The organism is Saccharicrinis carchari (assembly GCF_900182605.1).
In the GTDB taxonomy this organism is placed as follows: Bacteria; Bacteroidota; Bacteroidia; order Bacteroidales; family Marinilabiliaceae; genus Saccharicrinis; species Saccharicrinis carchari.
Map to the genome: position 1 here is coordinate 285671 of NZ_FXTB01000002.1, position 25213 is coordinate 310883.

Annotated in this window: 17 protein-coding genes; 9 read left to right on the top strand and 8 right to left on the bottom strand. The window is 42.2% G+C overall.

The window, feature by feature from the left end; genetic code table 11:
• The first annotated feature begins 4 nt into the window (after positions 1 to 4).
• The gene (locus FN809_RS05660) at positions 5 to 1321 is read left to right on the top strand and encodes a DUF3472 domain-containing protein (protein ID WP_221929371.1); all 1317 of its coding nucleotides are present in this window, start codon (positions 5 to 7) and stop codon (positions 1319 to 1321) included.
• A gap of 67 nt (positions 1322 to 1388) precedes the next feature.
• Positions 1389 to 2876 carry a Gfo/Idh/MocA family protein gene (locus FN809_RS05665; protein WP_142532524.1) on the top strand — a complete coding sequence of 496 codons (1488 nt, stop codon included), beginning with the start codon at positions 1389 to 1391 and terminating at the stop codon, positions 2874 to 2876.
• A gap of 380 nt (positions 2877 to 3256) precedes the next feature.
• Here the strand turns inward: FN809_RS05665 and FN809_RS05670 are convergent, their stop codons facing one another.
• The 4 genes from FN809_RS05670 to FN809_RS05685 form a co-directional block, all read right to left on the bottom strand.
• Positions 3257 to 6436 carry a glycoside hydrolase family 2 TIM barrel-domain containing protein gene (locus FN809_RS05670; RefSeq protein ID WP_142532525.1) on the bottom strand — a complete coding sequence of 1060 codons (3180 nt, stop codon included), beginning with the start codon at positions 6434 to 6436 and terminating at the stop codon, positions 3257 to 3259.
• A 37-nt stretch (positions 6437 to 6473) separates the two neighbouring features.
• Complete coding sequence (locus FN809_RS05675) at positions 6474 to 7238, bottom strand: hypothetical protein (RefSeq protein WP_142532526.1); 765 nt, start codon at positions 7236 to 7238, stop codon at positions 6474 to 6476.
• 185 nt (positions 7239 to 7423) lie between these two features.
• Complete coding sequence (locus FN809_RS05680) at positions 7424 to 8206, bottom strand: DUF4249 family protein (protein WP_142532527.1); 783 nt, start codon at positions 8204 to 8206, stop codon at positions 7424 to 7426.
• A gap of 93 nt (positions 8207 to 8299) precedes the next feature.
• Entirely contained in the window at positions 8300 to 10528 is a 2229-nt protein-coding gene (locus FN809_RS05685; RefSeq protein ID WP_142532528.1) for a TonB-dependent receptor plug domain-containing protein, read from the bottom strand.
• Between the two features lie 587 nt (positions 10529 to 11115).
• Here FN809_RS05685 and FN809_RS05690 point away from each other — a divergent pair.
• From FN809_RS05690 to FN809_RS05705, 4 genes are all read left to right on the top strand, one after another.
• Positions 11116 to 12999: an AMP-dependent synthetase/ligase gene (locus FN809_RS05690; RefSeq protein WP_142532529.1), complete on the top strand. Its 1884-nt coding sequence runs from the start codon at positions 11116 to 11118 to the stop codon at positions 12997 to 12999.
• A gap of 358 nt (positions 13000 to 13357) precedes the next feature.
• Positions 13358 to 14188: an outer membrane beta-barrel protein gene (locus FN809_RS05695; protein ID WP_142532530.1), complete on the top strand. Its 831-nt coding sequence runs from the start codon at positions 13358 to 13360 to the stop codon at positions 14186 to 14188.
• A 113-nt stretch (positions 14189 to 14301) separates the two neighbouring features.
• Positions 14302 to 16311, top strand: a complete 2010-nt coding sequence (uvrB, locus tag FN809_RS05700; RefSeq protein ID WP_142532531.1) for an excinuclease ABC subunit UvrB — start codon at positions 14302 to 14304, stop codon at positions 16309 to 16311.
• Between the two features lie 32 nt (positions 16312 to 16343).
• Positions 16344 to 16781, top strand: coding sequence for an SDR family NAD(P)-dependent oxidoreductase (locus tag FN809_RS05705; protein WP_221929372.1), 438 nt, complete (start codon positions 16344 to 16346; stop codon positions 16779 to 16781).
• Between the two features lie 242 nt (positions 16782 to 17023).
• Here FN809_RS05705 and FN809_RS05710 read toward each other — a convergent pair whose 3' ends face one another.
• Both FN809_RS05710 and FN809_RS05715 read right to left on the bottom strand, forming a co-directional pair.
• Complete coding sequence (locus FN809_RS05710; RefSeq protein ID WP_142532532.1) at positions 17024 to 17992, bottom strand: ROK family protein; 969 nt, start codon at positions 17990 to 17992, stop codon at positions 17024 to 17026.
• Between the two features lie 129 nt (positions 17993 to 18121).
• Positions 18122 to 19432 carry a DEAD/DEAH box helicase gene (locus tag FN809_RS05715; protein ID WP_246095475.1) on the bottom strand — a complete coding sequence of 437 codons (1311 nt, stop codon included), beginning with the start codon at positions 19430 to 19432 and terminating at the stop codon, positions 18122 to 18124.
• A gap of 108 nt (positions 19433 to 19540) precedes the next feature.
• Between FN809_RS05715 and FN809_RS05720 the strand changes: the two genes are divergently transcribed.
• A complete protein-coding gene (locus FN809_RS05720; RefSeq protein WP_142532533.1) occupies positions 19541 to 19840 on the top strand; it encodes a hypothetical protein in 300 nt (99 codons plus the stop codon).
• 81 nt (positions 19841 to 19921) lie between these two features.
• The gene (locus FN809_RS05725; protein ID WP_142532534.1) at positions 19922 to 20638 is read left to right on the top strand and encodes a YkgJ family cysteine cluster protein; all 717 of its coding nucleotides are present in this window, start codon (positions 19922 to 19924) and stop codon (positions 20636 to 20638) included.
• Positions 20639 to 20755: 117 nt separating this feature from the next.
• Here FN809_RS05725 and FN809_RS05730 read toward each other — a convergent pair whose 3' ends face one another.
• The gene (locus FN809_RS05730) at positions 20756 to 22927 is read right to left on the bottom strand and encodes a S9 family peptidase (RefSeq protein ID WP_142532535.1); all 2172 of its coding nucleotides are present in this window, start codon (positions 22925 to 22927) and stop codon (positions 20756 to 20758) included.
• Between the two features lie 200 nt (positions 22928 to 23127).
• Between FN809_RS05730 and FN809_RS05735 the strand changes: the two genes are divergently transcribed.
• A complete protein-coding gene (locus tag FN809_RS05735) occupies positions 23128 to 24546 on the top strand; it encodes an SDR family oxidoreductase (protein WP_142532536.1) in 1419 nt (472 codons plus the stop codon).
• Here FN809_RS05735 and FN809_RS05740 read toward each other — a convergent pair.
• Entirely contained in the window at positions 24497 to 25210 is a 714-nt protein-coding gene (locus FN809_RS05740) for a mechanosensitive ion channel domain-containing protein (protein ID WP_142532537.1), read from the bottom strand. The genes FN809_RS05735 and FN809_RS05740 overlap by 50 nt on opposite strands.
• Positions 25211 to 25213 lie beyond the last annotated feature (3 nt).

The window sequence follows — 25213 nt, forward strand, 5'->3', positions numbered from 1 at the left end:
AATAATGAACAGGAAAAAATCACACGGTTCATGGCAATATCTTACCAGTGTAATGCTTCTCCTACTCTTTTTTAGTTGCAGCAACGCAACAAAAAATGTGGATTACAGCGAATCGGTTCCCCTGGGCGGAAATGCCTGGGTCATTAATAACAAGGATGCCAACCGGCAAATGATAAATAAAGAAGGCCTTGTAAATTGGACTAACCCGGACGATATTGTCCGCACCTATTTTAGAATTGGCAAAACCGGCAAACTAAATATTGGCATTGAGGGCAAAGTTGTGTCCGGAAAATCTACCATGAAGGTTACATTTAACGGGCATGAAAAAGAAATTTCACTTGCAGACACGGATACAGCCGTAGTTCATCTGGGCGCTTTTAATGTTGATAAACCGGGTTATTACTATGTGGATATACAAGGAACAATTAAAACGGGCGATAGCTTTGGCGAAATAAGTCATGTGCTGCTTGGTGGCGATGCCGTTTCGGAAGAGGTGTACTATGTAAAGGATGATTTTTATTGGGGACGACGTGGCCCGTCGGTGCATTTGACTTACCAGGTGCCCGATGAGGTGAATAATGTAAAGTGGTTTTATAACGAAATAACAGTACCCGAAGGTGAGGATGTGATGGGTTCTTATTTTATGGCTAACGGTTTTGGCGAAGGATATTTTGGTATACAAGTAAACTCACCTACCGAGCGAAGAATCCTTTTTTCGGTATGGAGCCCTTTTAAAACGGATAACCCCAATGAGATACCAGAGGAAGAACGCATCCTAATGCTCAAAAAGGGAGTCGACGTACATACAGGAAAATTTGGCAACGAGGGTTCTGGCGGTCAAAGTTATAAGGTGTTCAACTGGAAGGCGGGCATAAGCTATCAATTTTTGTTGAAAGGTCATCCGTCTGTCAACAATTCAACAGATTATACCGCTTATTTTTTCGATCCGGAAAAAGCCAAGTGGGAACTGATAGCCAGCTTCCGACGCCCCAAAACAACAAGCTATCTGAAAAGACCGCACTCATTCCTCGAGAACTTTATAACAGCAATGGGAACAGAAAGCCGCAAAGCATACTACACAAACCAATGGGTAGCGGATGAAAACGGTAATTGGTATGAATTAACGGAGGCTAAATTCACCGCCGATGCAACCGCACATAAAGAAGCCCGTTTGGATTATGCGGGAGGAGTTGAGGGAGATGCTTTCTTTATGAAAAACTGCGGTTTTTTTAGTGATCACGTTCCTTTTAATCAAATGTTTAAAAGGGAAAAAACAAACGCCAAACCTGTTGTTGACTTTTTAGCATTACCCGAAAAATAAAAGCCAGGTCTGGATAAAATTAATTATTTTTAAAGCAATAAAACAAAACAGTAATACAAAAACAACTATGTCAACAAGTAGAAGATCATTTTTAAAGAACATGGCCGTGGGAACCGGTGCCGTTGCTGCCGCTCCATTGGTAGGGTGTAACACAAATGCAAGCGAAGCCGAAGCGGTTGCCTACATTCGTAAGTCGGCAGAGCGTCTGCCCAAGATGAATTTTAACATGTGCGGTTATGCGGCCCCCAAGCTGGATAAGGTGCGCATTGGTTTTGTAGGCATTGGCGATAGAGGTATAGGTGCCGTAGAGCGCATGACCTTTATCGAAGGCGTGGAGATAACGGCCTTTTGCGATACCCGCCAGGCAGCCATAGATGGTGGACAGGATGTGCTGTCAAAAGTTGGTCTGCCCAAAGCAAAGGAATATACGGGTAGCGATACTGCATTTAAAGATTTGTGCGAGAGTGGGATAGTGGATCTGGTGTACATTGCCACACCCTGGGAATGGCACGTGCCTGTAGCTATTGCTGCGATGAAAGGCGACAAGCATGCTGCCGTTGAGGTATCGACCGCCAAAACCATGGACGAATGCTGGGAGATGGTAGAGGTATCGGAGCAAACGAAAAAACATTGCGTAATCCTGGAGAACTGCTGTTACGATTTCTTTGAGATGTTGACCTTAAATATGGCGCGTCAGGGTGTTTTTGGCGATCTGGTGCACGGCGAAGGGGCCTACATCCACGATCTGGACTACTGGCATTTTAACAAGCCACAGGACGATAAGCCCCGTGGCGATGGAGCCTACGATAATTATTGGCGTATACGCGAAAATCAACGTATGGCCAATGTATATCCTACCCATGGATTGGGGCCTATTTGTCAGGCTATGGACATTAACCGGGGCGACCGTTTGGATTACCTGACCGCCATGATGTCTGACGATTTTACCTTTCAGAAACGAATAGAGGAAGAGGTGAAGAACAATCCCGATCTGCAAGAGTTCGTGGGCAAGCCAATGCGTGGTAACATGGACTTACAGTTGATTCGTACAAAAAAAGGACGTACCATTATGATTCAGCACGATGTGACCAGCCCACGTCCGTATTCGCGTATCCACATGCTTAGCGGTACCAAGTGCTTTGCACAAAAATGGCCATTGCAACATATTGCCTTTGGACACCACGTGGCCGACGAGGCTAAGATGAAGGAATTACGTGAGAAATATACACCCGAGATTATTCGTCGCGTGGGTGAGATGGCCAAACAGGTTGGCGGCCATGGCGGTATGGACTTTATTATGGACTGGCGCCTGATCGATTGCTTACGCAACGGCCAGCCGATGGATATGGACGTGTACGATGCCGCAGCATGGAGCTGCATTACGCCTTTGAGCGAATGGTCTATCCTCAACGGTTCAAAGCCTATCGACGTGCCCGACTTTACGCGAGGAGCCTGGAAAACCAACAAGCCCATCGACCTGTCGTTGGAAGGATGCGGAAACACCAAGGTGCTTAACCTGAAAGAAGCCAATTCCGAAAAGCAATTGTCGATATAGTAAACGATTAAATTTTAAAAAATCGGGTCCGTATAAGCATTATGCTTGTCGGGCCCGTTTTTGATTCTACCAATAGCTTAACGGGATTCAACCATTCGTTTCGTTTTTACTGGATTGTATTTATTGCAACTTCCATCCTGTCATTCCATTCAGCCCCAGTCTATTGATAATTGTCCATTGCCTAAAATGTATTCTGCTTACATCTATCCGGATAGTGCATGTTAACCAGGATCGAATGATTTTAGATAGAAAAAAAAACCTGCCTACCATTAGTGGCGGGCAGGTTCTATTAAATTATCTGAGGTTTTTTTTAAAATCTGTAAATCCTGTATTTCTCTTTCCCTCACATTTTGATGGGGGAAAGGGAGAGTTGACTTGCTCTAAAATACCGGCTCAATACTAAACTTAAAGGTGTAATCCTGTGCCTTAATCGAATATTGAGGATAAGGTATAGCACCCCAGGAGTTATCGCCGGCAACACCCATCATCTTGAGGTCAGTACAAATAAATACACCATCTTTTTTAACAATATCGTTGGTGTGGCGGAAATCTTCATGCGTTATCTGGTCAAAATCCTCCACCGGGTTGTGCAATGCCGAGAAGCCGATCAACTCATCCTTGCTGCTCACACGGATGCCAACATTGTCCTGGTTCCTCAGTTCAAACCATCGTATATCGGTTTTATAACCGTTCTCTTGCGGGCGGATATACTTGAAATACTGATCGGCCACTTTGCTCTCGTACAAATCAACAAATGCGCCGGCCTTGCGGTCGATGTAGTTTTCGTGCGGACCACGTCCATAATACTTCAGGTTGTCGAAGTTAACGGGCAATTCCCAGCGGAGGCCTACCCGAGGTATGTCGGGCAAACCGTCTTTTCGTATGTCGAGGCTGCTTTTTACATCTATGCGTCCGTTGCTAAAAATGGTGTAGCTTATCGTGTTCACGCTTTCCACGGGGGACAGGGTATATTCCATGGTAATGGTAACTGTATCGTTGGTCATTTCTAATAGCGTATTAGTAAGTTTGGCCGCTTTGGTGGCCTCACGCCATACACCAAGGCGTCCTATCATGTTACTCCCTTTGTCGTTGTCGTTGGGGGCACGCCAGAAATTTACTTCCGGTCCTTTTTGCATCAGCTCATAGCCGTTGATCAGGTAGGAACTCAGCTTGCCGGTAGCTTTATCGAAGCTTACGCTAAAATTGCGTCCCACAACGGAGGTGGTATGGTCTGATTCTGATTCTACAATCATAAGCGACCCTTCGGGCGTGCTTTGTGCAATTGCCTTATACATGGGAAGTTTAAACTGTTCCTTGGCCACCTCAAAACCTCTTTTTCTAAATGGCTTATCCTTTTTTAATGTAACCGAGAAATTGATGAAGTATTCCACTCCTACTTTCGGTTTAATCTCGGGGAGATTAGCTGCCACCACTTTTTCTTCTCCCGGTTTCAACGATAATTGATCCAGGGTGCCGTTGGCTAGCGCTTTGCCATTGCCTTTTATGGTCCAGTGAATATCGTAACCATCGAGTGTGATAAAGTCGTGGCGGTTTTTGATGCGGAACTTGCCTGCTTTTAGATCTTCGGCATAAATCCACACATATTGTTGCACATATTTTATTTCATAAATAGCGGGGTGCGGAGTATAGTCGGCAGATATAACACCATTGGCCAAAAAGTTATAATCGGTGGGCATGTTTTCGCCATAATCACCACCATAGGCCCAAAACTCAGTACCATCAGCATCTTTCTTCACTAAGCCCTGGTCAATCCAGTCCCAGATGTAACCGCCCTGCAGTTGGGTGTTCTTTTCGTCGTAAATCACTTCCCATAAATCCATGAAGTTACCGTTACTGTTGCCCATGGCGTGAGAATATTCACTGATAATCATCGGCTTGGTTTGCTTTTTACGGGCAAAATGTTGCAGGCCTTCCACGCCGGGGTATTGGGGGCAATAAATGTCGGTGTTAGGCCCCATGATGGCACGTTCGTAATGGATAGGTCGTGAAGGGTCGCGCTCTTTGATACGTTTATACACTTCGGTAAACACAATGCCATCACCGGCTTCGTTACCCATAGACCAAACAATTACCGAAGGATGGTTTTTATCGCGCTCTACCATACGCATGTTCCTGTCCACATGTGCATCGGTCCATTCGGGGAAGTTGGCTAAGGATTCCTTGCCATAGTACATAGCGTGCGATTCGATATTAGCCTCATCGGTTACATAGATGCCGTACTTGTCGCAAAGCTCATAAAAATACTCATCTTGCGGATAATGGCTGGTGCGCATGGCGTTAAAGTTAAATTGTTTCAACAGCGCCATTTCTTTTTCCATGTTTTCTTCGCTTATCACATGGCCGTTGTACTGATCGTGCTCGTGGCGATTCACCCCTTTGATGAGTACCGCCTTGCCATTGATGTAGAATACCGCGTCTTTAATCTCTACCTTACGGAAACCTACTTTAGATGTAATTACTTCTGTAACTTCGCCGGCTTTGTTTTTTAAAGAAATGAGCAGCGTATACAAGTGGGGTGTTTCGGCAGACCATTTTAGTGGATTGGGGATGGTTTTGTTAAAGGTAAGCTTCAGGTCGGATTTGCGGTTGATTTTAGCCGCCATTTCGTCGTTTGCGATAATGCTCCCTGCTGTGTCCAACAATTTGTAGGCTACGGAATAATTGCCCGAGCGAAGGCCGCTGGTGCGGTTATTCAAGTCCACATCCAACTTAAAAACACCATTGGTGTAGTCTTGGTCGAGGCTGGCGTTAACAAAAAAATCGCGTACCCGAACATGTGGAGTCGAATAAAGAAACACACTGCGCTGAATACCACTTATACGCCAAAAGTCCTGACACTCTAAGTAAGATCCATCCGACCATCGATACACTTCCACCGCCAGAACATTTTTACCCTTTTGTATGTAGGGGGTGATATCCCATTCCGAAGGTGTTTTTCCTCCTTGGCTATAGCCAACTTTTTTGCCGTTTACCCATAGGTACATGGCCGATTTAACACCCCCAAACTGAATGAAAACACGTCGTCCGTCCCAGGATGCGGGTATGGTAAAATCTCTGCGGTACGAGCCAACCGGGTTATAATCGTGCGGTACTTTGCCGGGGTTGGCGGGAATAATGCCGTCCAATTCCATTTCATTAGAAACAGGATGTTTGTGGTCGGCAAACTCGTACTGGTGATTTACATAGATGGGTACCCCATAGCCCTGCACCTCCCAGTTGCCGGGTACGGGAATGTTATCCCATCCGGATACATCGTAGCTCGGCTTATAAAAATCCATAGGTCTGTCCGCCGGTTTACGTACCCAGTTAAATTTCCAGCTGCCGTCGAGACTCTGGTAAAAAACCGATTCCTTGCGTTTCTTGGTCAGCGCGGCCTGCTCACTTTCAAAAGGCATGAGTGTGGCATGGGGCGCCTCCTTGTTTTGGTTGAACATTTTTGGGTTTTCCCAATCTGGTGTTTGTGTGCTCGCATATGGTATGCCGAAACATATTGCCATAGTGAGGATGAATAACTTTGTGCTTAATGTTGATTTCATCATGAAAAAAATAATTTAAATTGACTGTATGTGTTTATATTTATTTTTTGAAACGAGTGATGGCACGCATTACAATTACAATGAAAAGCACGGCAGACGCAATAAGCGCTGCCCAAACTATACCCGGTTGCTGGCTCCATTGTTTTACTGCAATGGCAATAAGTGCCCATATCCCTACTAAAGCAGTTTCTGGCATGTTACGAAGGTAAATAAGCAACAAATAGATTAATGTGGCAATGACAATCATCACAATCGTCCAGGTAAGGGGTTCAAAGCTCCCACCATTCCATCCAAGACTAACCAACAGGGCAGTGATGTTGGCCACGGTAGCCACTATAATCCAACCAAGATAAATGGTAATGGGCCACCATACCAAAGCGATGATGCGCTTCGGGGTATCCCCTGTTTCGAGTTGTAGCCTGAAGGTCAATGCTATCAATGAACCAAGAATGACAAGCATTAAAACAACCGAAAAACCAATGTACAGGTTGAGCCAGGCAAAAACCCAAAACCCATTGGCCATATTAGCGAGTGAAAATAAAAATCCGATTTGTAGAAGCGTTGTATTTTCCTTTTCGCGATACCACGACACCCATAAGTTTATTACAAAAGCAACGAGCATTAGATAAATAAGCCCCCAGATAGCAAAGGCATAACCCGCCGGGGTAAAAAGGTTTGGGAGCATGTCGCTTATTTCGCCAACATTTTTAGAGCCAAAAACAGTTGTGCCCGACAGGTAATTCATTACAAGGGCAAAAACCAATGTTACACTATTTAAGATCAGGAGAGTAAGGTTTTTTTTCATCTCGATATAGATATCTGTTCTTTGTTGGATTGGATAGTATTGTGCTAAGCTTAGGAATAAGTTGTCCGTCCCTTCAGCACTCGTTAAATATGCCTTTTTATTCAATGATGCAAGTTAATGATTATTTGTTATAGATGTTGGCTTAACTTTCATGAAACAAAGCCACCGCAACAGTTTTCAGCGTATTAATTTCGCCATACTACACTATCGCAGGTAAAACATGTAAATATACCGGTAGCATTTTTTAGGTTTCCGGCCAGTGGCGATGGCAAAACAAGGTTATCGCGATTAGCATCCTTGGCATTTTGAAGCGATATCTGGTAATCGTAATTGGCCTTGGTGATCCTACGTAGAACCACGCTGATTTTTTCGCTATCACCATAGTGGCTAATATCATAACTAAAAGTCACCGTATCTTTTGTATTTAAATGACCATAATCTAAAAATCGATTTTTTCTGTATACGGTATCCGCTTGTTGTAAGCTGATGTTAAGCATATAATAGTTGTGTATTGATTGGGGTGATAAGGTAAAATCAAAACTTATTTCATTATTATCCTTTCGGGGATTTAAAATATTTACTTTGGCAGGCACCGTTGTGGAGGCGAGTACGGTATCATTTTCCAAGGTAATCAGCATCAACTCTATTAATGCGTTTTGGGCAGGCATAAAGTGGTAAGGATGTGTGTAGTTATACAGATATTGGGTGTGTTCTTGCTTATACAATCCATGCTCAAGCAATAGGGTATCAATTTTAACCTTTAGCTCCAGCGAATAATCTAATATATAATCTTCGTACAAGGGTTGCAGCTTGGTGGCCGAAAGCCGATATATATCGCCCGGTATCAGATAGCACTCTATAAAATAACCCGGCTCCGTGTGCAGACCGTTGAAGGACAACTCTCTGTTTTCGACACAAGCTGGCAAAAGTATAGCTAATAGAATGGATAGGTAAATAATACGTTTCATTAAAATTGGATGTTTAGCTCATGTAATTATAGGTAATTGTGTTTTTAGATGACACCCTGTTCCGGAAAAGCACCAAATTTACGCATCGCTTATCTACCGGTCTTCCTGCCTATTATCTCCTGAAAACACATAGCTTACCGAAATATAAGGCATAAACGGAAATATAACCTTTGAATTTATTTTAAACTGCAAAAAATAATCATCTTTAAACTCCGACTGCACAAACACAAAGCTAGGGTTTTGCTGATTATATAGATTATAGGCTCCCATATTGAACTTTAAGGTATGGATGCGCATGTGTTGCAGATATTCTACGTTAATATCTAAACGATGTGTTGCCGGCATTTTATAGTTGTGCCTATCCTTAAAAACAGGTATGAACTCTGCACTTACGCCGGCAATATCTTTTACTACGGCAACACCAGCCGGCACAGTGGCACTTCGCCCTGATTTATAGGTCCACATGGTATTCAGGTTTATCTGCGGGTTTATTTTTATTGAGGCATTCCACAGTACGTTATGACGCACATCGTAGGGAGGATTGAAGTTGCGCCCTTGGTTTATGTTCTTAAACCGGGTTTTTACATGCGATAAGGTATAGTTTAACCTTGAATACAATGCGCCGGTGTTATAAATCAAATCAAGCTCAGCACCCAGCGATTTTCCCTCACCCGACATCATTTTACCAATGCTCTGGCTCAAATTATTTCTGTTAAACGTTTCAAATTCCTTAATCGATTCCAATTTTTTATAAAAAGCACCAAAACTGATATTAGCAGTAGTACGCATGCGCCATTGCGATCCTATTGAAATATGATGGCTGCGGCTTGGTATTTGATTTTTTACCGGTAGCCAGATATCTACCGGACTCTGAATGGTGAATACATTCATGCGTTCCTCAAATTGCAAGGAGTGGGCATAATCGAACCATGCAGATACACGCTTATGATCGTAATGGAACTTTAATCGCGGCGATACAAATACCGGGGAACCGGTATTAAGATAAGTAGATGCGTTGAGCCCCCAGGTGAACTTAAATTTTTTACGTAGTCGCCATTGGCTTTCGGCAAAAGCAAATATCAAATGATTGGAGAACGCATTTTGGCTTAGGCTTTCAATCTCCTGGTTGTAGCTATAATTCTTAAAGGAGGTATTCAGCCCGTAATTCAATTCGAGTACCGAGGATAGGGCAGACTTAAATTCTGTATTTACGTTCCACTGCGCTGTTTTATTAATGGTTGATGAATTGACGGTAGCTCCCAATTCTACATCTGAGGTGTAACGGTTGTGCCCAACGGAAAAGAGTGCGCTCGAACCCTTGCCCACAGATCCGCTAAACGACAATATACTGGAAAATGTGCCCCAATTAAGTCCGTAGCTAAAATCCGGGTTTAATTTCATGGGGAGATCATCAGAGGTGAAGAGCCCAAAAAAAGAAGCTTTCCAATCTTTTTTTACCGGCACAGAAAAAGCCATGTTTAAATCGTTAAAGGTGTAGGAAGGCAATTGTTCGTTTACCTCTTTGTTTCTGTTATATCCCCTGGCCAATAACTGAAAATACGAATGCCGATAGCTGATGGCAAATAGCGATTTTTTCCTTTTGCCGTATTTCACTCTGGCCTTGGCCGAGGAAGCCAGCAAGCCCAGGGTTATTTCGCCCGTAAAATCCTGGCTCATATAATTTACCGGCTGCATATCAATGTAGGACGATAGATAACCGTTATATTTAGAAGGGTAACCGGACTTGTAAAATCGGGAATGGTTAAGGATGTAGGGATCAAAGGTGGACATAATGCCGGCTATGTGCTGCGGATCGGCCAGTTGAATGCCATTGACCAAATAAGCATTCTGTGAACTATTTCCTCCCCTTACGTAAATACCTGCATCCAACATCCCAAGCGAAGTAACACCAGGCAAAGTACTCAAATATTTTAGCACATCCTGCTCACCCATAAAAGCCGGAACTCTTTTTATTCCTATCGCACCCATATTATCGTATCCCTCGTGTGCCCGGGTGGACACGTTAATTTCTGCTATTGGAAAATCTTTAGATTGTAAAATAACCGTATCCAAACCGGAAGTGATAAGGGGGACACAAAGAGTTACATAATTCAAATGCTTAAACTCAATAAAATCTCCATCATCCGCCTTTATAAAAAACACCCCCGAGCTGTCGGACACGGCACCCTTTCCGGTGTTTACATTTTTTATCTGTACTGCCTCAATAGGCAAACCAACGGGTCCTACCACAACACCTTTGTATTGTGCAGGCAAAGCAATGCCCCACAACAAAATAAGGATACAGGTAGTAATAGGTTTCAAAAGTTGGACGATTAAAATTAGAGAGGTGAAATTACAATAATTAAAATCAAATCGGTAATGGATTAAGGGTGATTATTTAACAGCGAATTGGAGTGGCTTGCAGCGGTAGCTGTTAACAGATAAAGATCCGATTATTGCCATAACTTACAATTCGGTTTTTTTGAAAGGCATCTGAATTGACCGGACTTTGTATTTGATCACTACTTATTTAACCACTACTTTACGGACGATATAATGGTTCATTAATCCGAGCCCGGCCATCTTATTGCAGCCTTTAAAATAAATAGTATTTTTACTCCGTTTTATACAGATGGTTATTTTGTGCAGGTACCTGCTTTTTACGGTTTGGCTTAATACTATCCGATCATGTTGAAGATTGTTGGCAATCGCGTGCTAAAACATATATAATGACGCAGCAAACGGCTTTTAGTGCGGTAATTATATGGTTTAATTAACAAAGATTCTGCTTACAGCTATGCTAAGCAACCGGCATTTCTCACAGACTTGTTCGTATATAAAAATAGGATCTGGTACAATAAGTTTTCAGGATCGGAGCATATTTCGATTCAGATAAAAAATATTTTTTAATGGAGTCTATCATTAGTTTTTTCACCAAGAAAGTTGCGCAATACCCCAATAATACCTTGCTTTGGGAGAAAGATGGCCCAACCTTTAAGCCCACCACTTACTCCGAAGCACTTTCAACAGTGCAGTATTTGGCGCTGGGTTTGCGAGCATATGGCATCAAGCCGGAGCAAAGAGTAGCTTTGCTTTCTGAGGGGCGTAACCTATGGCTGATAAGCGAGCTGGCTGTATTGAGCAACAGGGCCATCACGGTGCCACTTTCTACAAAGTTAGAAGCGGATAACGATTTGATTTTTCGTTTACAACATTCCGAAAGCAGTTATATTATCACATCGCAAAACCAACTGCCCAAAGTACGAAAGATAAAAGAGAACCTGTCGCAGCTGGATAAAATTATTGTGTTTAAACCCAATACAGTTCTTCACGAAGATGAATTGGACATCCAACAGATTATTGACACCGGGAAGGAAATCATCGCGGAAGATGCGCTGGCCTACAAGACGCTAAGCGGTCAGGTCAAGCCCGGCGATATTGCCACCATCACCTATACTTCGGGCACCACGGCACAACCCAAAGGTATTATGCTTACCCAGCGAAACTATACGGCTAATATAGAACAGGCTTTCAGCTATATCGACATACCTGCTTATTACCGTACCTTAGTTGTTTTGCCATGGGATCATGCTTTTGCACATACGGCGGCCTTGTATTCTTTTATGGATACCGGTGCCAGTATAGCTTCGGTACAGGTGGGCGCAACGCAATTGGAAACCCTGAAAAATTTTAGTAACAATATTAAAGAAATCCAGCCCCACGTGCTTATGAGTGTTCCGGCTATGGCCAAAAATTTTAAAAAGAACATTGAAAAGGGGATTGCGCAAAAAGGTAAAGCTACACAGCACATGTTCAGGTGGGCACTGGCAGTAAGCTATTGGTATAACGGAACCGGAAACAATAAGGGGCGTGGTATTAAATGGATCGCAAAACCGCTGATAGCCCTATTCGAAAAGTTGATTTTCAGTAAGATAAAAATAGGATTTGGAGGTAACCTCAGGTTTTTTATCGGTGGCGGAGCGTTGTTGGATTTAGATTTGCAACAGTTTTTTTATGCCATTGGCCTACCTATGTATCAAGGTTATGGCTTAAGCGAAGCTTCACCTATTATATCGGCCAATACCCCCCGTTACCACAAATTAGGGTCGTCAGGAAAAGTAGTCAACCATCTGCAAATAAAAATATGCGACAATAACGGAGTAGCTTTAAGTGCAGGACAAACAGGTGAAATTGTAGTTAAAGGCGAAAATGTGATGCACGGTTATTGGAGAAATCCGGAAGCCACCAAAGAAACGATTAAAGACGGATGGCTTTTTACCGGGGATTTAGGTTATCTCGATAAGGATAACTATCTGTACGTAAAAGGTCGGTTTAAAAGCTTGCTGATAGGTTCCGACGGAGAAAAGTACAGTCCTGAGGGTATAGAGGAAGCCATTGTAGATCATTGCGAACTGATAGACCAGATAATGCTTTACAACAATCAAAATGCTTACACCACGGCCATTGTGGTACCCAATATTGAGAAAGTAAAAGGTCTGTTAAAGCAGTATACGCATGCTCAAATAATTACAATGATTGATCAGGAGTTGGGTGTTTTTAAAGCTGGGGGAAAATTATCCACCTTATTTCCACAGCGATGGCTGCCCTCCACTTTTGCTATAGCATCGGAACCATTTTCAGAACAAAATAAATTAATTAACAGTACGATGAAAATGGTGCGAGATAAGGTGGCAGAAATGTTCCACAACGAAATAGAATTATGCTATACCCCTACCGGTAAAAAAGTGGATAATCTTAAAAACATCGAAAACCTTAAACTTCTCTTGCAATAATGGGCTCCGAAAAATCAATTTGAAATATATAGTTTATATTTTCCTCAATTAATTTAGGGCCTTCGAGTAAAATACTTTAAAAAAACCCACAATAGTGGTGCAAGACCAATTTTATATTTTATTTTTGCGCCATTAGTATCTCGTTTCTAATTAATTTGCTCCATGCTGGCAAAACATGAGGGTGAGGTACGTATCGCATTTAGTGGTAGGATGATTTTTATAACTCATTTTACCACTAATTTTGTTATTCTATTAGCTCAAGAGTACGGCTTATTTTAAATACTAATGAAAAGATTTCGCTTTTATTAAACTTTTTGGCATTTTTACACGTATTAAACCTGTCAACAAACTAATTTAAATGCAACAGTACGTTTTTAGGGCAGTGTTAGCCTGCTTCATACTATCTCTTTCTTTCTCTGCCTCGTCGCAATACAGAAAAAAGAGGAATAAGTTTCTTGAAGGTTTTAAAATTCAACCTAAAGCCGGGATAAACATGTTTTTTGGCGACTTGGTTTCAGAGTCCCGGACAAACTATGTTTTTGGTGTTGCTGCCGAGAGGGAGTATACCTCCTACCTCAACGCGCGCGTCGACTTAAATTATGGTTCCATGAAGGGAACCCAAATAAATGAAGGAAGTACCTTGCCTTATGCTACTTTCGAAAATACCTTCATTCAATTTGGTGTGGGTGCCACCTTCAGGCCCTTGGATTACGCCTATGGATTATTTAAACAGCGCTTTTTTAATCCATACCTTATTGGTCAGCTCACGTTAATACAATACAATGCTACGGAATATAACGGTCCCGGGAGTTTTAAGCCCGATGGAGAGATATGGCGCGAACGAAGTGGTATTGCACCTGGTGTTTCCTTTGGTGCAGGACTTAATTATTACATGAACAACCGGGTGAGTTTAACGGCTGAAGTAATTGGTACAGCAGCCTTTAACGACGAACTGGATGCTCATAAAGAATGGGACGACCGTGCCGGAAACATTCATCAGACCGATGGGAATGACTTTTTTTATGTCGCAACAGTAGGAATTACTTACCTGTTCGACGACAGTCAATGGAAGAACTCACCTAAATACAACCGGAAAGCTTACTTAAAAACCCGAAGTTTATTCAAAAAATCAACTAAGAAATATCGTCGACCTAAAAAGAGGACCAAATCAAGACGGTATAAACGATAATAACATAAAAAAAGCTCCCCACGGGAGCTTTTTTTATTATTGGGCAGTGGAGCATTGTAAAGCAAATAGTTTATTATTCCTTACTTTTGTATTTGACACCATTACGTTTTCTTATGGATTTGAAAATTATATCCGACTTTGTACCTACCGGCGATCAACCGGGAGCTATCGATCAACTTGCACGGGGTATAAACGACCGTGTGCCGCACCAAACGCTCCTTGGGGTTACCGGTTCGGGAAAAACATTTACTGTAGCCAATGTGATTGAAAGGGTGCAGCGCCCCACTTTGGTGCTTAGCCACAACAAAACGCTGGCTGCGCAGTTGTATGGTGAGTTTAAAAACTTCTTTCCCAATAATGCAGTCGAGTATTTTGTTTCGTACTATGATTACTACCAGCCCGAAGCTTACCTGCCTGTTACGGATACCTACATCGAAAAGGATTTATCCATCAATGAAGAAATAGAAAAGCTGAGGCTAAGTACCAGCTCGTCCCTGCTTTCCGGACGAAAGGATGTAATTGTAGTTTCGTCCGTTTCGTGTTTGTACGGTATCGGCAATCCCGAAGATTTTCATGCCAATGTAGTGAGCTTAAAGCGGGGGCAAAATATTGGCCGAAACCAGCTTTTAAGGCTCTTAGTAGATAGCTTGTACTCACGAAATGAAGTGGAATTTAGCAGAGGTAACTTTAGGGTAAAAGGTGATAACGTTGAGATTTATCCGGCCTATGCCGACGATGCATACCGCATTGGCTTTTGGGGCGATGAGATAGAAGACATCACTATATTTGATCCTGTGAACGGCACCTCCATTTCGCAAAGAGACGACATAAGGATATATCCTGCCAATTTGTTTGTGACCACAAAAGAGCGTACCCAATTGGCAATAAGGATGATTCAGGATGATATGATGGAGCATGTGCAATACTTAAAGGATATTGGCAAGCCCTTAGAGGCCAAGCGTATTGAGGAACGTGTAAACTACGATTTAGAAATGATTAGGGAGCTGGGGTATTGCCCCGGTATAGAAAATTATTCGCGGTACTTTGACGGACGAAATCCGGGCACACGTCCTTTTTGCTTGTTGGATTATTTTCCCGACGATTTTATTATGGTAATAGACGAAAGCCATGTTACCATACCGCAGATAAGGGCTATGTATGGTGGCGATAAATCACGAAAAGAAACCCTGGTAGAGCATGGATTCCGTTTGCCGGCTGCCATGGATAACCGTCCTTTAAAATTTGAAGAGTTTGAGGATATCGTTAAAACCGCCATTTATGTTTCGGCTACACCGGCCGATTACGAGATAGAAAAGAGTGAAGGGGTAATCGTGGAGCAGGTAATCCGGCCTACGGGGCTGTTGGATCCGGTTATTGATGTACGTCCCAGCCTTAATCAAATCGATAATCTTTTGGAAGAGATACGTAAACGTATAGAACGTAATGAAAGGGTGCTGGTTACTACGCTCACCAAAAGAATGGCAGAAGAGCTTTCGGCCTATCTGCAAAAGCTGAATATTGCCTGCGAATATATCCACTCGGATGTAGATACACTAACAAGGGTAGAAATTATGGAAAACCTGCGCAAAGGGGTGTTTTCGGTGCTGGTGGGTGTAAACCTCTTACGTGAAGGACTTGATTTGCCTGAAGTGTCGTTGGTGGCTATTTTAGATGCCGATAAAGAAGGGTTTTTGCGTTCGGAACGATCTCTTACCCAAACAGCGGGGCGTGCTGCCCGTAACATAAACGGCTTGGTGATTATGTATGCCGATAAAATAACCCAATCGATGCAAAAAACCATTGACTCGACCAACCACCGGCGCGAGAAGCAATTGAAATACAATCAGGAGCATGGTATTACACCGGAACAGATTCACAAAAAACAAACAAATATCTTATCCAAAGGGCAGGCGGATGAGAAAGCCTACATCGAACCGGAAGGGATAGATTTTGCAGCTGATCCTGTTGTGCAGTATATGAGTCGCGATGCTTTAGAGAAAGCCATTGCAAAGGCAAAAAAAACAATGCAAAAAGCTTCTAAGGATTTGGACTTTATTACCGCTGCACAATACCGGGATGAGATGTATAAGCTGCAAAAACTCTTGAAGGAAAAGTATGAGTAGTCTAATGTTGTAGGTCGTTAAGAACCAATATTATGAAAACAAGCAAATTATTCGATTTAAAAGGAACGTTAAACTTTATGAAAGCTGCCTATCCGGAGTTGCAAAAAAACAAAGGTTCTATTGTAAACTTTGGTTTTGGGGCTGGGCTGTTGGATCAAAAAAATCAAGGAAGTTATGCTGCAACAAAAGAAGCCATTAGAGGATTGTCTCGTGTAGCAGCGAATGAGTGGGCTGCAGATGGAATCCGGGTAAATGTTGTTTGTCCGTTAGCGTTTACAGAAGGTGTTAAGCATTGGAAAGAGAATTTTCCGGAACAGTATGAAGAAATTATCAGTAAAAATCCTATGCAACGTTTTGGAGACCCGGAAAAAGATGTTGCACCAATTATAGCTTTTTTATTAAGTGAAGATAGCCAATATATGACTGGGCAAAAATTAATGGCAGATGGTGGGGACATCAAATTAAGATAAATTACTAAAATGTGATGAACAACAAAGGATTTATTCGATGTAAAAGAAAAGCAGCAATTATTACGGATGGACACTATGCCAACTGGCTGTGTTTTAAATTTAAATGTAAAACGAAGCGTACCATTAACAGTATTTGAAGCTGTGTTTTTTTAAAATAACGACATACAACAAGGTGTAGTTCTTATACTGGACGATAGATGGCCGGTGGCTATTATAATTCGCCACCAGCCATTAACCATTCTTTATTTCTCCATTTCTTTATATACCAGGGCACTGGCACCTATGATGGCTGCATTGCCACTATCTAATTCCGATGGTAGTATCTTGATTTTATCCTTAAAAATAGGCAATAAATGCTCCTCCATGCTTTGCTGCGTTGGTTTAAAAATAAGATCACCTGCGGCTGTAGGCCCGCCAAATAAGAAGATGGCTTCCGGACTTAAGTGGTGAACCGTATCGGCCAAACCTTGTCCTAAATATTTTCCGGTAAGTTCAAATACTTCCAGTGCAACTTTATCACCTGCTACGGCAGCATCATAGATCATCTTCGAATCCAGTTCCAGAAATGATTTATCGGCTAATTTTGAATCAACAGCGTTGTATTTGGCCATAAGCTCAAATGCAGTTCTTTTCATTCCCGGTGCCGAACAATACGCCTCCAGATGACCCAGTGCACCGCATCCACATGGTCTGCCGTTGGGTATCAGGGTGGTATGGCCGCACTCTCCGGCAAATCCATCATGTCCATATACCAAATCGCCATTCACTACAATGCCACTTCCCACTCCCGTTCCAAGCGTGTACATAACAAAGTTTTTCATTCCTTTGGCTCCACCATAAATCATTTCACCAATGGTTGCCGCATTGGCATCGTTAGTCAGTGCGATATGATCAAATTCAGGAAAACGCTTTTTTAGTAATGCAACAAAAGGTATGATACCTTTAAACGATAAGTTTGGCGCGTAATCAATGGTTCCGCTATAGTAGTTACCGTTGGGTGCCCCTACACCTATCCCCTGTACGGAAAGCACCTCGCTGGTCAGGGCTGTCATTTCACGGATAGCCTCTGCCAAATCATCCATGTATTTTTCAATATCTCCATGGGCGGGTGTTTTAATACCTCCTTTGGCAATCACTTTACCTACTTCATCTATAAGTCCGATGGTAGTGTTGGTTCCACCTATATCTACTCCAACAGCAACTTTTTTCATACTTAAAATATTTTATTGATTAATTGTTAAATATTTGATTTATTTCGATTTGAAATTTGTATAAGTCCAAAAATATAAAAAAAAATCACATGCCTTAATGCAAACATTAATTATCAATTATTTAGTGCATTATTTGGTCTTTTTCTTTTTTCGCTTAGATGATTTGGAATGTATAAGCATGTCGTCGTGTTCGTTGATTAAGGTTTTCCAATCGGCATGGCTTTCGGCCGAAAAGTCAATTGTTTGTGAATAATCGTCTTTGTCTATCTCCAATCTTTTAATGGGCTGCCCCAGAAAACCTTCAATTTCTGTTAACATTTTCTTTTCTTCTTCGCTGCAAAATGTTACTGCTTGTCCTTTCTCTTTGGCGCGTCCGGTTCGGCCAACACGGTGCACATAATTTTCAGATAAGTCGGGCAAATCATAGTTAACCACAAACTCCACCAGCGGAATATCTATGCCGCGTGCACTTACATCAGTAGCAATCAATACTTTTACTTCCCCTTTGCGAAACAAATCGAACACTTTATTGCGTTCGTCCTGTTGCATGCCACCATGCAACGATTTGGCCGGTATGCCAACTCTTTCCATTGCCTTTTCTACCCGCTCACACCGCACCTTGGTGCGTACAAATACCAATATTTTGCTCTCCGGGTTTTCTTTTATCAATCGCTCCAGAAAAAAGCGCTTATCGTCCATTTCGATAAAAGTAACTGAATGGTCTATATTACGCGCAACCGGATCTTTGGGCGATACCTGTATGCGTATGGCGTTGCTAACCAATGAGTAGGCTAATTTTTTTATCACATCATTAATAGTGGCCGAAAAAAACAGGGTTTGTCTTTTTTTAGGCAAATAGCTCATCAGATCCCTTATGTCTTTAATAAAGCCCAGGTCGAGCATGTGGTCGGCCTCGTCTAAAATTAATATCTCGGTACGGTGCAGTTTAATAAAACCGCGACTTGCCAAGTCAAACATTCTGCCGGGTGTAGCAATGAGTATATCAACACCTTTTTCGAGTTTGGCTATCTGGGGGCCCTCTTCAACACCACCAAAAACACAAAACGACTTTACGCTGGTATGTTTACCAATGGTTTCGAATACTTTATGTATCTGTATTGCTAACTCACGTGTGGGTACCATTACCAAACACTTTATTCCGTCGGCCCTGCGCTTTGTTTTGCGCGTGTGTAGCTGATGGATTACCGGGATGGCAAAAGCAGCTGTTTTACCTGTTCCGGTTTGTGCAATGGCCAACACATCTTCGCCTTTTAATATAGGCGGAATAGATTTAAATTGTATATCGGTAGGTCGGCGGTATCCTAATTTAGCCAAACTGGTTTTTATGCCAGCCGTAATGGAGTAGTCATCAAACTTCATAATAAAATTGCTCTGCGATGAGGAGGTAAAGATACTTTTAATTGCGCCTTTATAAAACACAAGTTTAATTTTACCTGAAATAAAAATAATGCATTATTTTTTGCTTACCCCCTTTCCTTTGTTTAAGGATATTTGTACATTAACTTTCTAATTTCAAAAATGAAAGCAATGGAGAAATGGGCGCGAAAATTAAAGTTGTTAATTAATAAACGGGATGCATTACTGCATCAGTTGAATGAAGTTACCGGTCAAAATCACTCTTATTCATCGTTAAAAAATATAAATATAAGTGATTTTAAACAGATAGATGCCAAAATTATATTTTCGAAGCTGCAAAAAGCCATTGAGGAATATAACGAAGCCTTAAAGAAGCGTGACGAAAAAATGTTTGGTAAATTTTTGGATAGCCTTATCCATGAAAGGCCGCCAACCCAGGAAAGCAGGAACTGGTGTGCATATAAATACTGAATGTGCTTAATTGATGTTAATTGTCAAAATAAAAGTATCTTGGCAGGCTGCTCATACACAGTGTAGCTTAAATGTATTAACATGTTGGACGAAGACAATTGCGCAAGAGGAAACAATGAGAAGGAAAATAACCTGTCTTTTTACAGGGATGGTTACACGATAGCTGCCACCCGAATTACTGATTTTAGTAGTCTGACTCCTTTGTTTAAGGCTATGCAGGAGCTGTACACGGCCATCAGCATTTTAACACAATCGTTTGGACAGCGCACCCATCGGCAAAATAAACCCATAGCCTGCAAAAAGGGATGTAGCTGGTGCTGCTTTCAGCCTGTGTATATCACTACGCAAGAGGCTTTGTTATTGTACGAGTATATTTTAAATGCTTTTGAACCCGCACAAATTAAAAACATACAGGATAGAGCAGAAAAGAAGTTAGCCAAAACTAAAAATCTGAGCGAAGAAAAAAAGCAGCAAATCATACATGCCTGTCCTTTTTTGGTGGATAACTCCTGTTCGGTATATTCGGTGCGACCTATGGCCTGCCGTATTTATCTTTCGCAGGATGAGGGTACGTGCAAAAAAAAATACGACAACCCGGGATGTAAAACGGTAGTTCCCGCTCTCTTTGACTTTCCGCTTAAAACCGGAAGATATTTGAACGAGGGTTTTGTCGCATTTTTAAAAAGCAAAAATAAAACAATGGAAGAAATGACCATAGAAGCTTTTATGGTGAAATTGTTCAATCAACCTGACTATTCTGCTAAATGGCTTACTCAAAACTCAGCGTGGAATAAATAAAAATAATATTTGGGTAGGTAAGGGCAATAGATCTGGGTAAACGTAGGCGAAAAAAAAGGCTGAAACCCAGTGGATTATTGAATAGTCGATTTCAGCCCTTGATAAAACTACATGCCTTTATTCCGCTATCCCCTCCAACATAAACATAAAACTATATTCCAGGGCTACTGCCTTGTAGGGCTCAAAACGACCCGAAGCGCCACCGTGGCCGGCTTCCATGTTGGTGCGCATAATCAGTAGGTTGTCGTCGGTTTTGGTGGCTCGTAATCTGGCCAGCCATTTGGCCGGTTCCCAATACTGTACCTGCGAATCGAACAATCCGGTGGTGATGAGTAGGTGCGGATACTCTTGTGCCTTTACGTTATCGTAGGGCGAATATTTGAGCATATAATCATAGGCAGCTTTGTTTTTGGGGTTTCCCCATTCGTCGAACTCGTTAGTGGTAAGCGGAATGGTTTCGTCTAACATGGTGGATATTACATCCACAAACGGAACCTGAGCAATAACACCATTGTACAATTGTGGCTCCATATTTACTATGGCACCCATCAACAAGCCGCCGGCGCTACCACCCATGGCATAGAGGTGTTGGGGCGATGTATATTTTTCATCAATTAAAAATTGGCTGCAGTCGATATAATCGGTAAAGGTATTCATCTTTTTCATCATTTTACCGTCGTCGTACCACTGTCGGCCCATGGCCTGGCCACCGCGAATGTGTGCAATGGCAAATACAAATCCCCTGTTTAAGAGGCTCAGCCGCGTGGAGCTAAAGCCCGGATTTATGGTGTTGCCATACGAACCATAGGCATAAAGCAACAGGGGAGCCGAGCCATCCAATGGCGTACCTTTTTTATACACCAGCGAAATGGGAATTTTGGTTCCGTCGCGAGCAATGGCCCATTGTCTTTCTGCATGGTACTCTTCGGGCTTGTGACCTCCTACCACTTCCTGTACTTTCTTTATGTCTTTGGTTTTGGTGGTCATGTTATAGTCAATAGTAGAGTAGGGGGTTGTCAGAGAACTGTAGGTATAACGCAACAGTTCGGTATCGAACTCCGGGTTGGCCGAGGAGCCGGCCACATAAACTTCTTCACCAAAGTCGATGTAATGTTCGTCCTTCGTTTTTTGGTGGATGATGCGGAGATGGTTCAAAGCATTTTTCCGTTCGCTCACCACAAGGTAGTTCTTAAAAACATCTATCCCCTCCAGTAAAACGTCCTCGCGGTGAGGAATCACTTCCTTCCAGTTTTCCATGGCAGTGGCGTTTTCTGGCGTTTCCATCAACCTAAAATTTTGTGCCTTGTGGTTCGTAACAATATAGAATTTGTCTTCAAAATGGTTGATGGAATACTCGTGCGCTGCGCTGCGCGGTGTAAACGGCTTAAAGGTACCACTTGGCTCGTTGGCATTTAATATATGGTAAGCGCTGTTTAAAGTGCTTTGCGCGTATATAATGATGTACTTGTCTGATTTGGACTTGTATGCTCCAATATAATACGATGGGTCTTTTTCGTGATATACCATCACGTCAGCTTTAGTGGAGGTACCCAGCTTATGCCGCCAAATCTTTTCGCTAAGCAGCGAAACCTTATTTTTTGAGGTGTAGAAATAAGTGCGATTGTCGTTGGCCCATGCACCGCCGGGCGATACGTTGGGGATTTCATCCTTATAAAATTCGCCCGTTTCCAGATTTTTAAAACGCACGGTGTAAATACGTCGGCTAAGCGTATCTTCGGCAAAGGCCAGTATTTTGTTGTTGGGACTAACAGACAGCGCGGTTGCCGAATAGTAGGCATGCCCCTTGGCTACCTCATTTATGTTCAGTAATATTTCCTCGGCACTTTCCAGGCTCTCCTTTTTTCGGCATACAACAGGGTATTCCATACCCTCTTCGTATCTGCTGTAATACCAATATCCGTTGGAGAAATATGGTACCGACTCATCATCTTTTTTGATGCGTCCTACTATCTCATCGAATAACTTTTGTTGCAGATCTTGCGTGTTTTGCATCACCGAGTCGGTGTAGGCATTTTCGGCATGGAGGTAATCGAGGGTTTTCCGGGTCTGCACATCGGGCGCTGCACTGTTTTTTTGCGCATCGCTCAGGCGCATCCAAAAATAAGGATCGGTGCGGGTGTGGCCGTGTATGGTTATAAGTGTATCCTCCCGTGGAGCTACAGGTGCTTCAGGAAGATGGGAGGGGAGTAGGGGGTTAGTTTTAGTAGGATTACTACAGGCCGATAGAATTAAGATGCCCAGCAGCCACAAGGGAAAAAGATTTATCATGCGTTTTTTATATTTATTCAAGTGTAAAGATATTTTATATTAATGATTATTCAATAACAGACAAGCGCAAAATGTGGTTGTAATTGGCCATTTTTTAAGTGGCAATGTAAAAACAACTGAAGCGTTTAGGTGTTTAGTCTAAAAGGTTTTACCATTTAAAAGCAGCTGCTGAGAAGCTATTCAATTCTAAATTTAATACGATGAAAATTTTATTGACGGGTGCAACGGGTTACATTGGCAAAAGGCTATTACCACAATTAATTGAGTTAAAACATGAGGTGGTTTGTGCGGTGCGCGATAAAAATAGATTTGTTGTGGATTATCCTAATGTATCAGTTATTGAATTAGACCTGCTCCAAAAAGACAGCTTAAAAAATATTCCCGCAGATATTGATGGTGCGTATTATTTGGTGCATTCTATGAGTACCACCGGCGATTTTGGTACGAAGGAAGCAGAATGTGCGACCAATTTTAATGAGGCGATAAAAAAAACCAACGTAAAGCATGTGGTTTATTTAAGTGGCATTGTTAATGATCACACCCTATCGAAGCATTTACAATCACGTAAAGCAGTAGAGGATATTTTAAAATCAGGATCCTATCATTTAACTACCCTCAGGGCGGGTATCATCATAGGATCAGGAAGTGCATCGTTTGAGATAGTTAGAGATTTGGTGGAGAAGTTACCTGTTATGATAACGCCTCGATGGATTTTAACAAAATCGCAACCCATAGCCATACGTAATGTGATACAGTTTTTAACCCGCACTATTTTTAATTCACCTACCTACGGACATTCGTATGATATTGGCGGACCGGATGTACTCACCTATAAAGATATGATGTTGCTATTGGCTCAAGTACGAAAGCTAAAGCGTTATATTTATTCCTTACCAATAATGACCCCACGCTTGTCGTCATATTGGTTGTACTTTGTAACCTCAACTTCGTACTATTTAGCCGTTAACCTGGTTAATAGTATGAAGGTAGAAGTGGTGGCAAAGCCAAATGATTTGGCTCAGCATCTGGGTATCGATCTTATGCCCTATAAAAAAGCGGTGGAGATGGCTTTTATGCGTATTCAGCAAAACGAGGTGGTTTCTTCATGGAAAGATTCGGTGATAAGCAGTCATTTTCCTTCCAGCTTGCAAGCGTATGTCGAAGTACCGGTCAGGGGCTGTTATGTGGATAGCAGAGCCTCAAAAGTTGACAATCGGGATAAATGTATAGCGCGTATATGGAAATTGGGAGGTAAAGTGGGTTGGTATTATGGCAATTGGCTGTGGCAGCTCAGAGGTACCATGGACAAAATGGCGGGCGGTGTGGGTCTCCGCAGGGGGCGCACACACGACGATGAGATAGCCTCGGGCGATGTGCTCGACTTTTGGCGTGTAGTATTGGCCGATCGTTCGAAAGGGCGTTTACTTTTATACGCCGAAATGAAGCTGCCCGGTGAAGCATGGTTGGAGTTTAATGTAGATGGCGATACCTTGCATCAAACGGCCACTTTTCGACCGCGTGGCTTATGGGGAAGAGCCTACTGGCTATTCGTATTGCCTTTCCATCATTTTATTTTTGGTAATATGATAAAGAAAATTGCTTGTCAACGCAATTCTTAATATTCTCCCCATACGATTTGTCAAGGGTGTAGGTGCCTACCTCAATGATTAATTTACCGTTCTCCGTTTTGGTTTTTTCAACGATGGGATCTTGCGAAACAGCTGCCCATGGTGTGTTTAATATTTGCCGTTTAAGTAGAGGTACGATGTAATTAACTTTAGTAGTATCCGGAAATGTGAAACGCAATACCACTTTGGCCAAATTTTGATTGATACCGTACTGCGATATTATTTTTGAGCGTATATGGTTATAGGGTATGGAGTTGATGTTGCCCCGATTGTCTTCTATATCCAGTCGAAAATACCCCGCCCTTTTTATGCGGCCTTTAATTTCTTCTATCTCAATAAATACACCCTCATTAACTTTGTTCTGCATCTTTAAAACGTTGCCAACAATAAAGTCGCGCAATAAAAGATACAGGGGTATGCATAGAACCAATAGCACAATGCCCACGGCTGCCAAGGTAAAGTAATTTTGCGATAAGTAGATGAGCCTTACCGCCCAAATCAAATAACCTATCCATACAAATAACTCTGCAATAGGCAATATGTAGGCCAGATGTCTTTTTATTTTTACCGAAAGACCCCACTTATTTTTTAAAGAAAACAGGAGTCGGAACAATAAAAAAATGATTAAAGCAATGCTTATTATTTTAGCTATCATCGT

Bases quoted from the DNA above. Each gene is read 5' to 3' on its own strand.
- FN809_RS05660 (WP_221929371.1), top strand. From the start codon at position 5: ATGAACAGGAAAAAATCACACGGTTCATGGCAATATCTTACCAGTGTA.
- FN809_RS05665 (WP_142532524.1), top strand. From the start codon at position 1,389: ATGTCAACAAGTAGAAGATCATTTTTAAAGAACATGGCCGTGGGAACC.
- FN809_RS05670 (WP_142532525.1), bottom strand. From the start codon at position 6,436: ATGATGAAATCAACATTAAGCACAAAGTTATTCATCCTCACTATGGCA.
- FN809_RS05675 (WP_142532526.1), bottom strand. From the start codon at position 7,238: ATGAAAAAAAACCTTACTCTCCTGATCTTAAATAGTGTAACATTGGTT.
- FN809_RS05680 (WP_142532527.1), bottom strand. From the start codon at position 8,206: ATGAAACGTATTATTTACCTATCCATTCTATTAGCTATACTTTTGCCA.
- FN809_RS05690 (WP_142532529.1), top strand. From the start codon at position 11,116: ATGGAGTCTATCATTAGTTTTTTCACCAAGAAAGTTGCGCAATACCCC.
- FN809_RS05695 (WP_142532530.1), top strand. From the start codon at position 13,358: ATGCAACAGTACGTTTTTAGGGCAGTGTTAGCCTGCTTCATACTATCT.
- uvrB (WP_142532531.1), top strand. From the start codon at position 14,302: ATGGATTTGAAAATTATATCCGACTTTGTACCTACCGGCGATCAACCG.
- FN809_RS05705 (WP_221929372.1), top strand. From the start codon at position 16,344: ATGAAAACAAGCAAATTATTCGATTTAAAAGGAACGTTAAACTTTATG.
- FN809_RS05710 (WP_142532532.1), bottom strand. From the start codon at position 17,992: ATGAAAAAAGTTGCTGTTGGAGTAGATATAGGTGGAACCAACACTACC.
- FN809_RS05720 (WP_142532533.1), top strand. From the start codon at position 19,541: ATGGAGAAATGGGCGCGAAAATTAAAGTTGTTAATTAATAAACGGGAT.
- FN809_RS05725 (WP_142532534.1), top strand. From the start codon at position 19,922: ATGTTGGACGAAGACAATTGCGCAAGAGGAAACAATGAGAAGGAAAAT.
- FN809_RS05730 (WP_142532535.1), bottom strand. From the start codon at position 22,927: ATGATAAATCTTTTTCCCTTGTGGCTGCTGGGCATCTTAATTCTATCG.
- FN809_RS05735 (WP_142532536.1), top strand. From the start codon at position 23,128: ATGAAAATTTTATTGACGGGTGCAACGGGTTACATTGGCAAAAGGCTA.
- FN809_RS05740 (WP_142532537.1), bottom strand. From the start codon at position 25,210: ATGATAGCTAAAATAATAAGCATTGCTTTAATCATTTTTTTATTGTTC.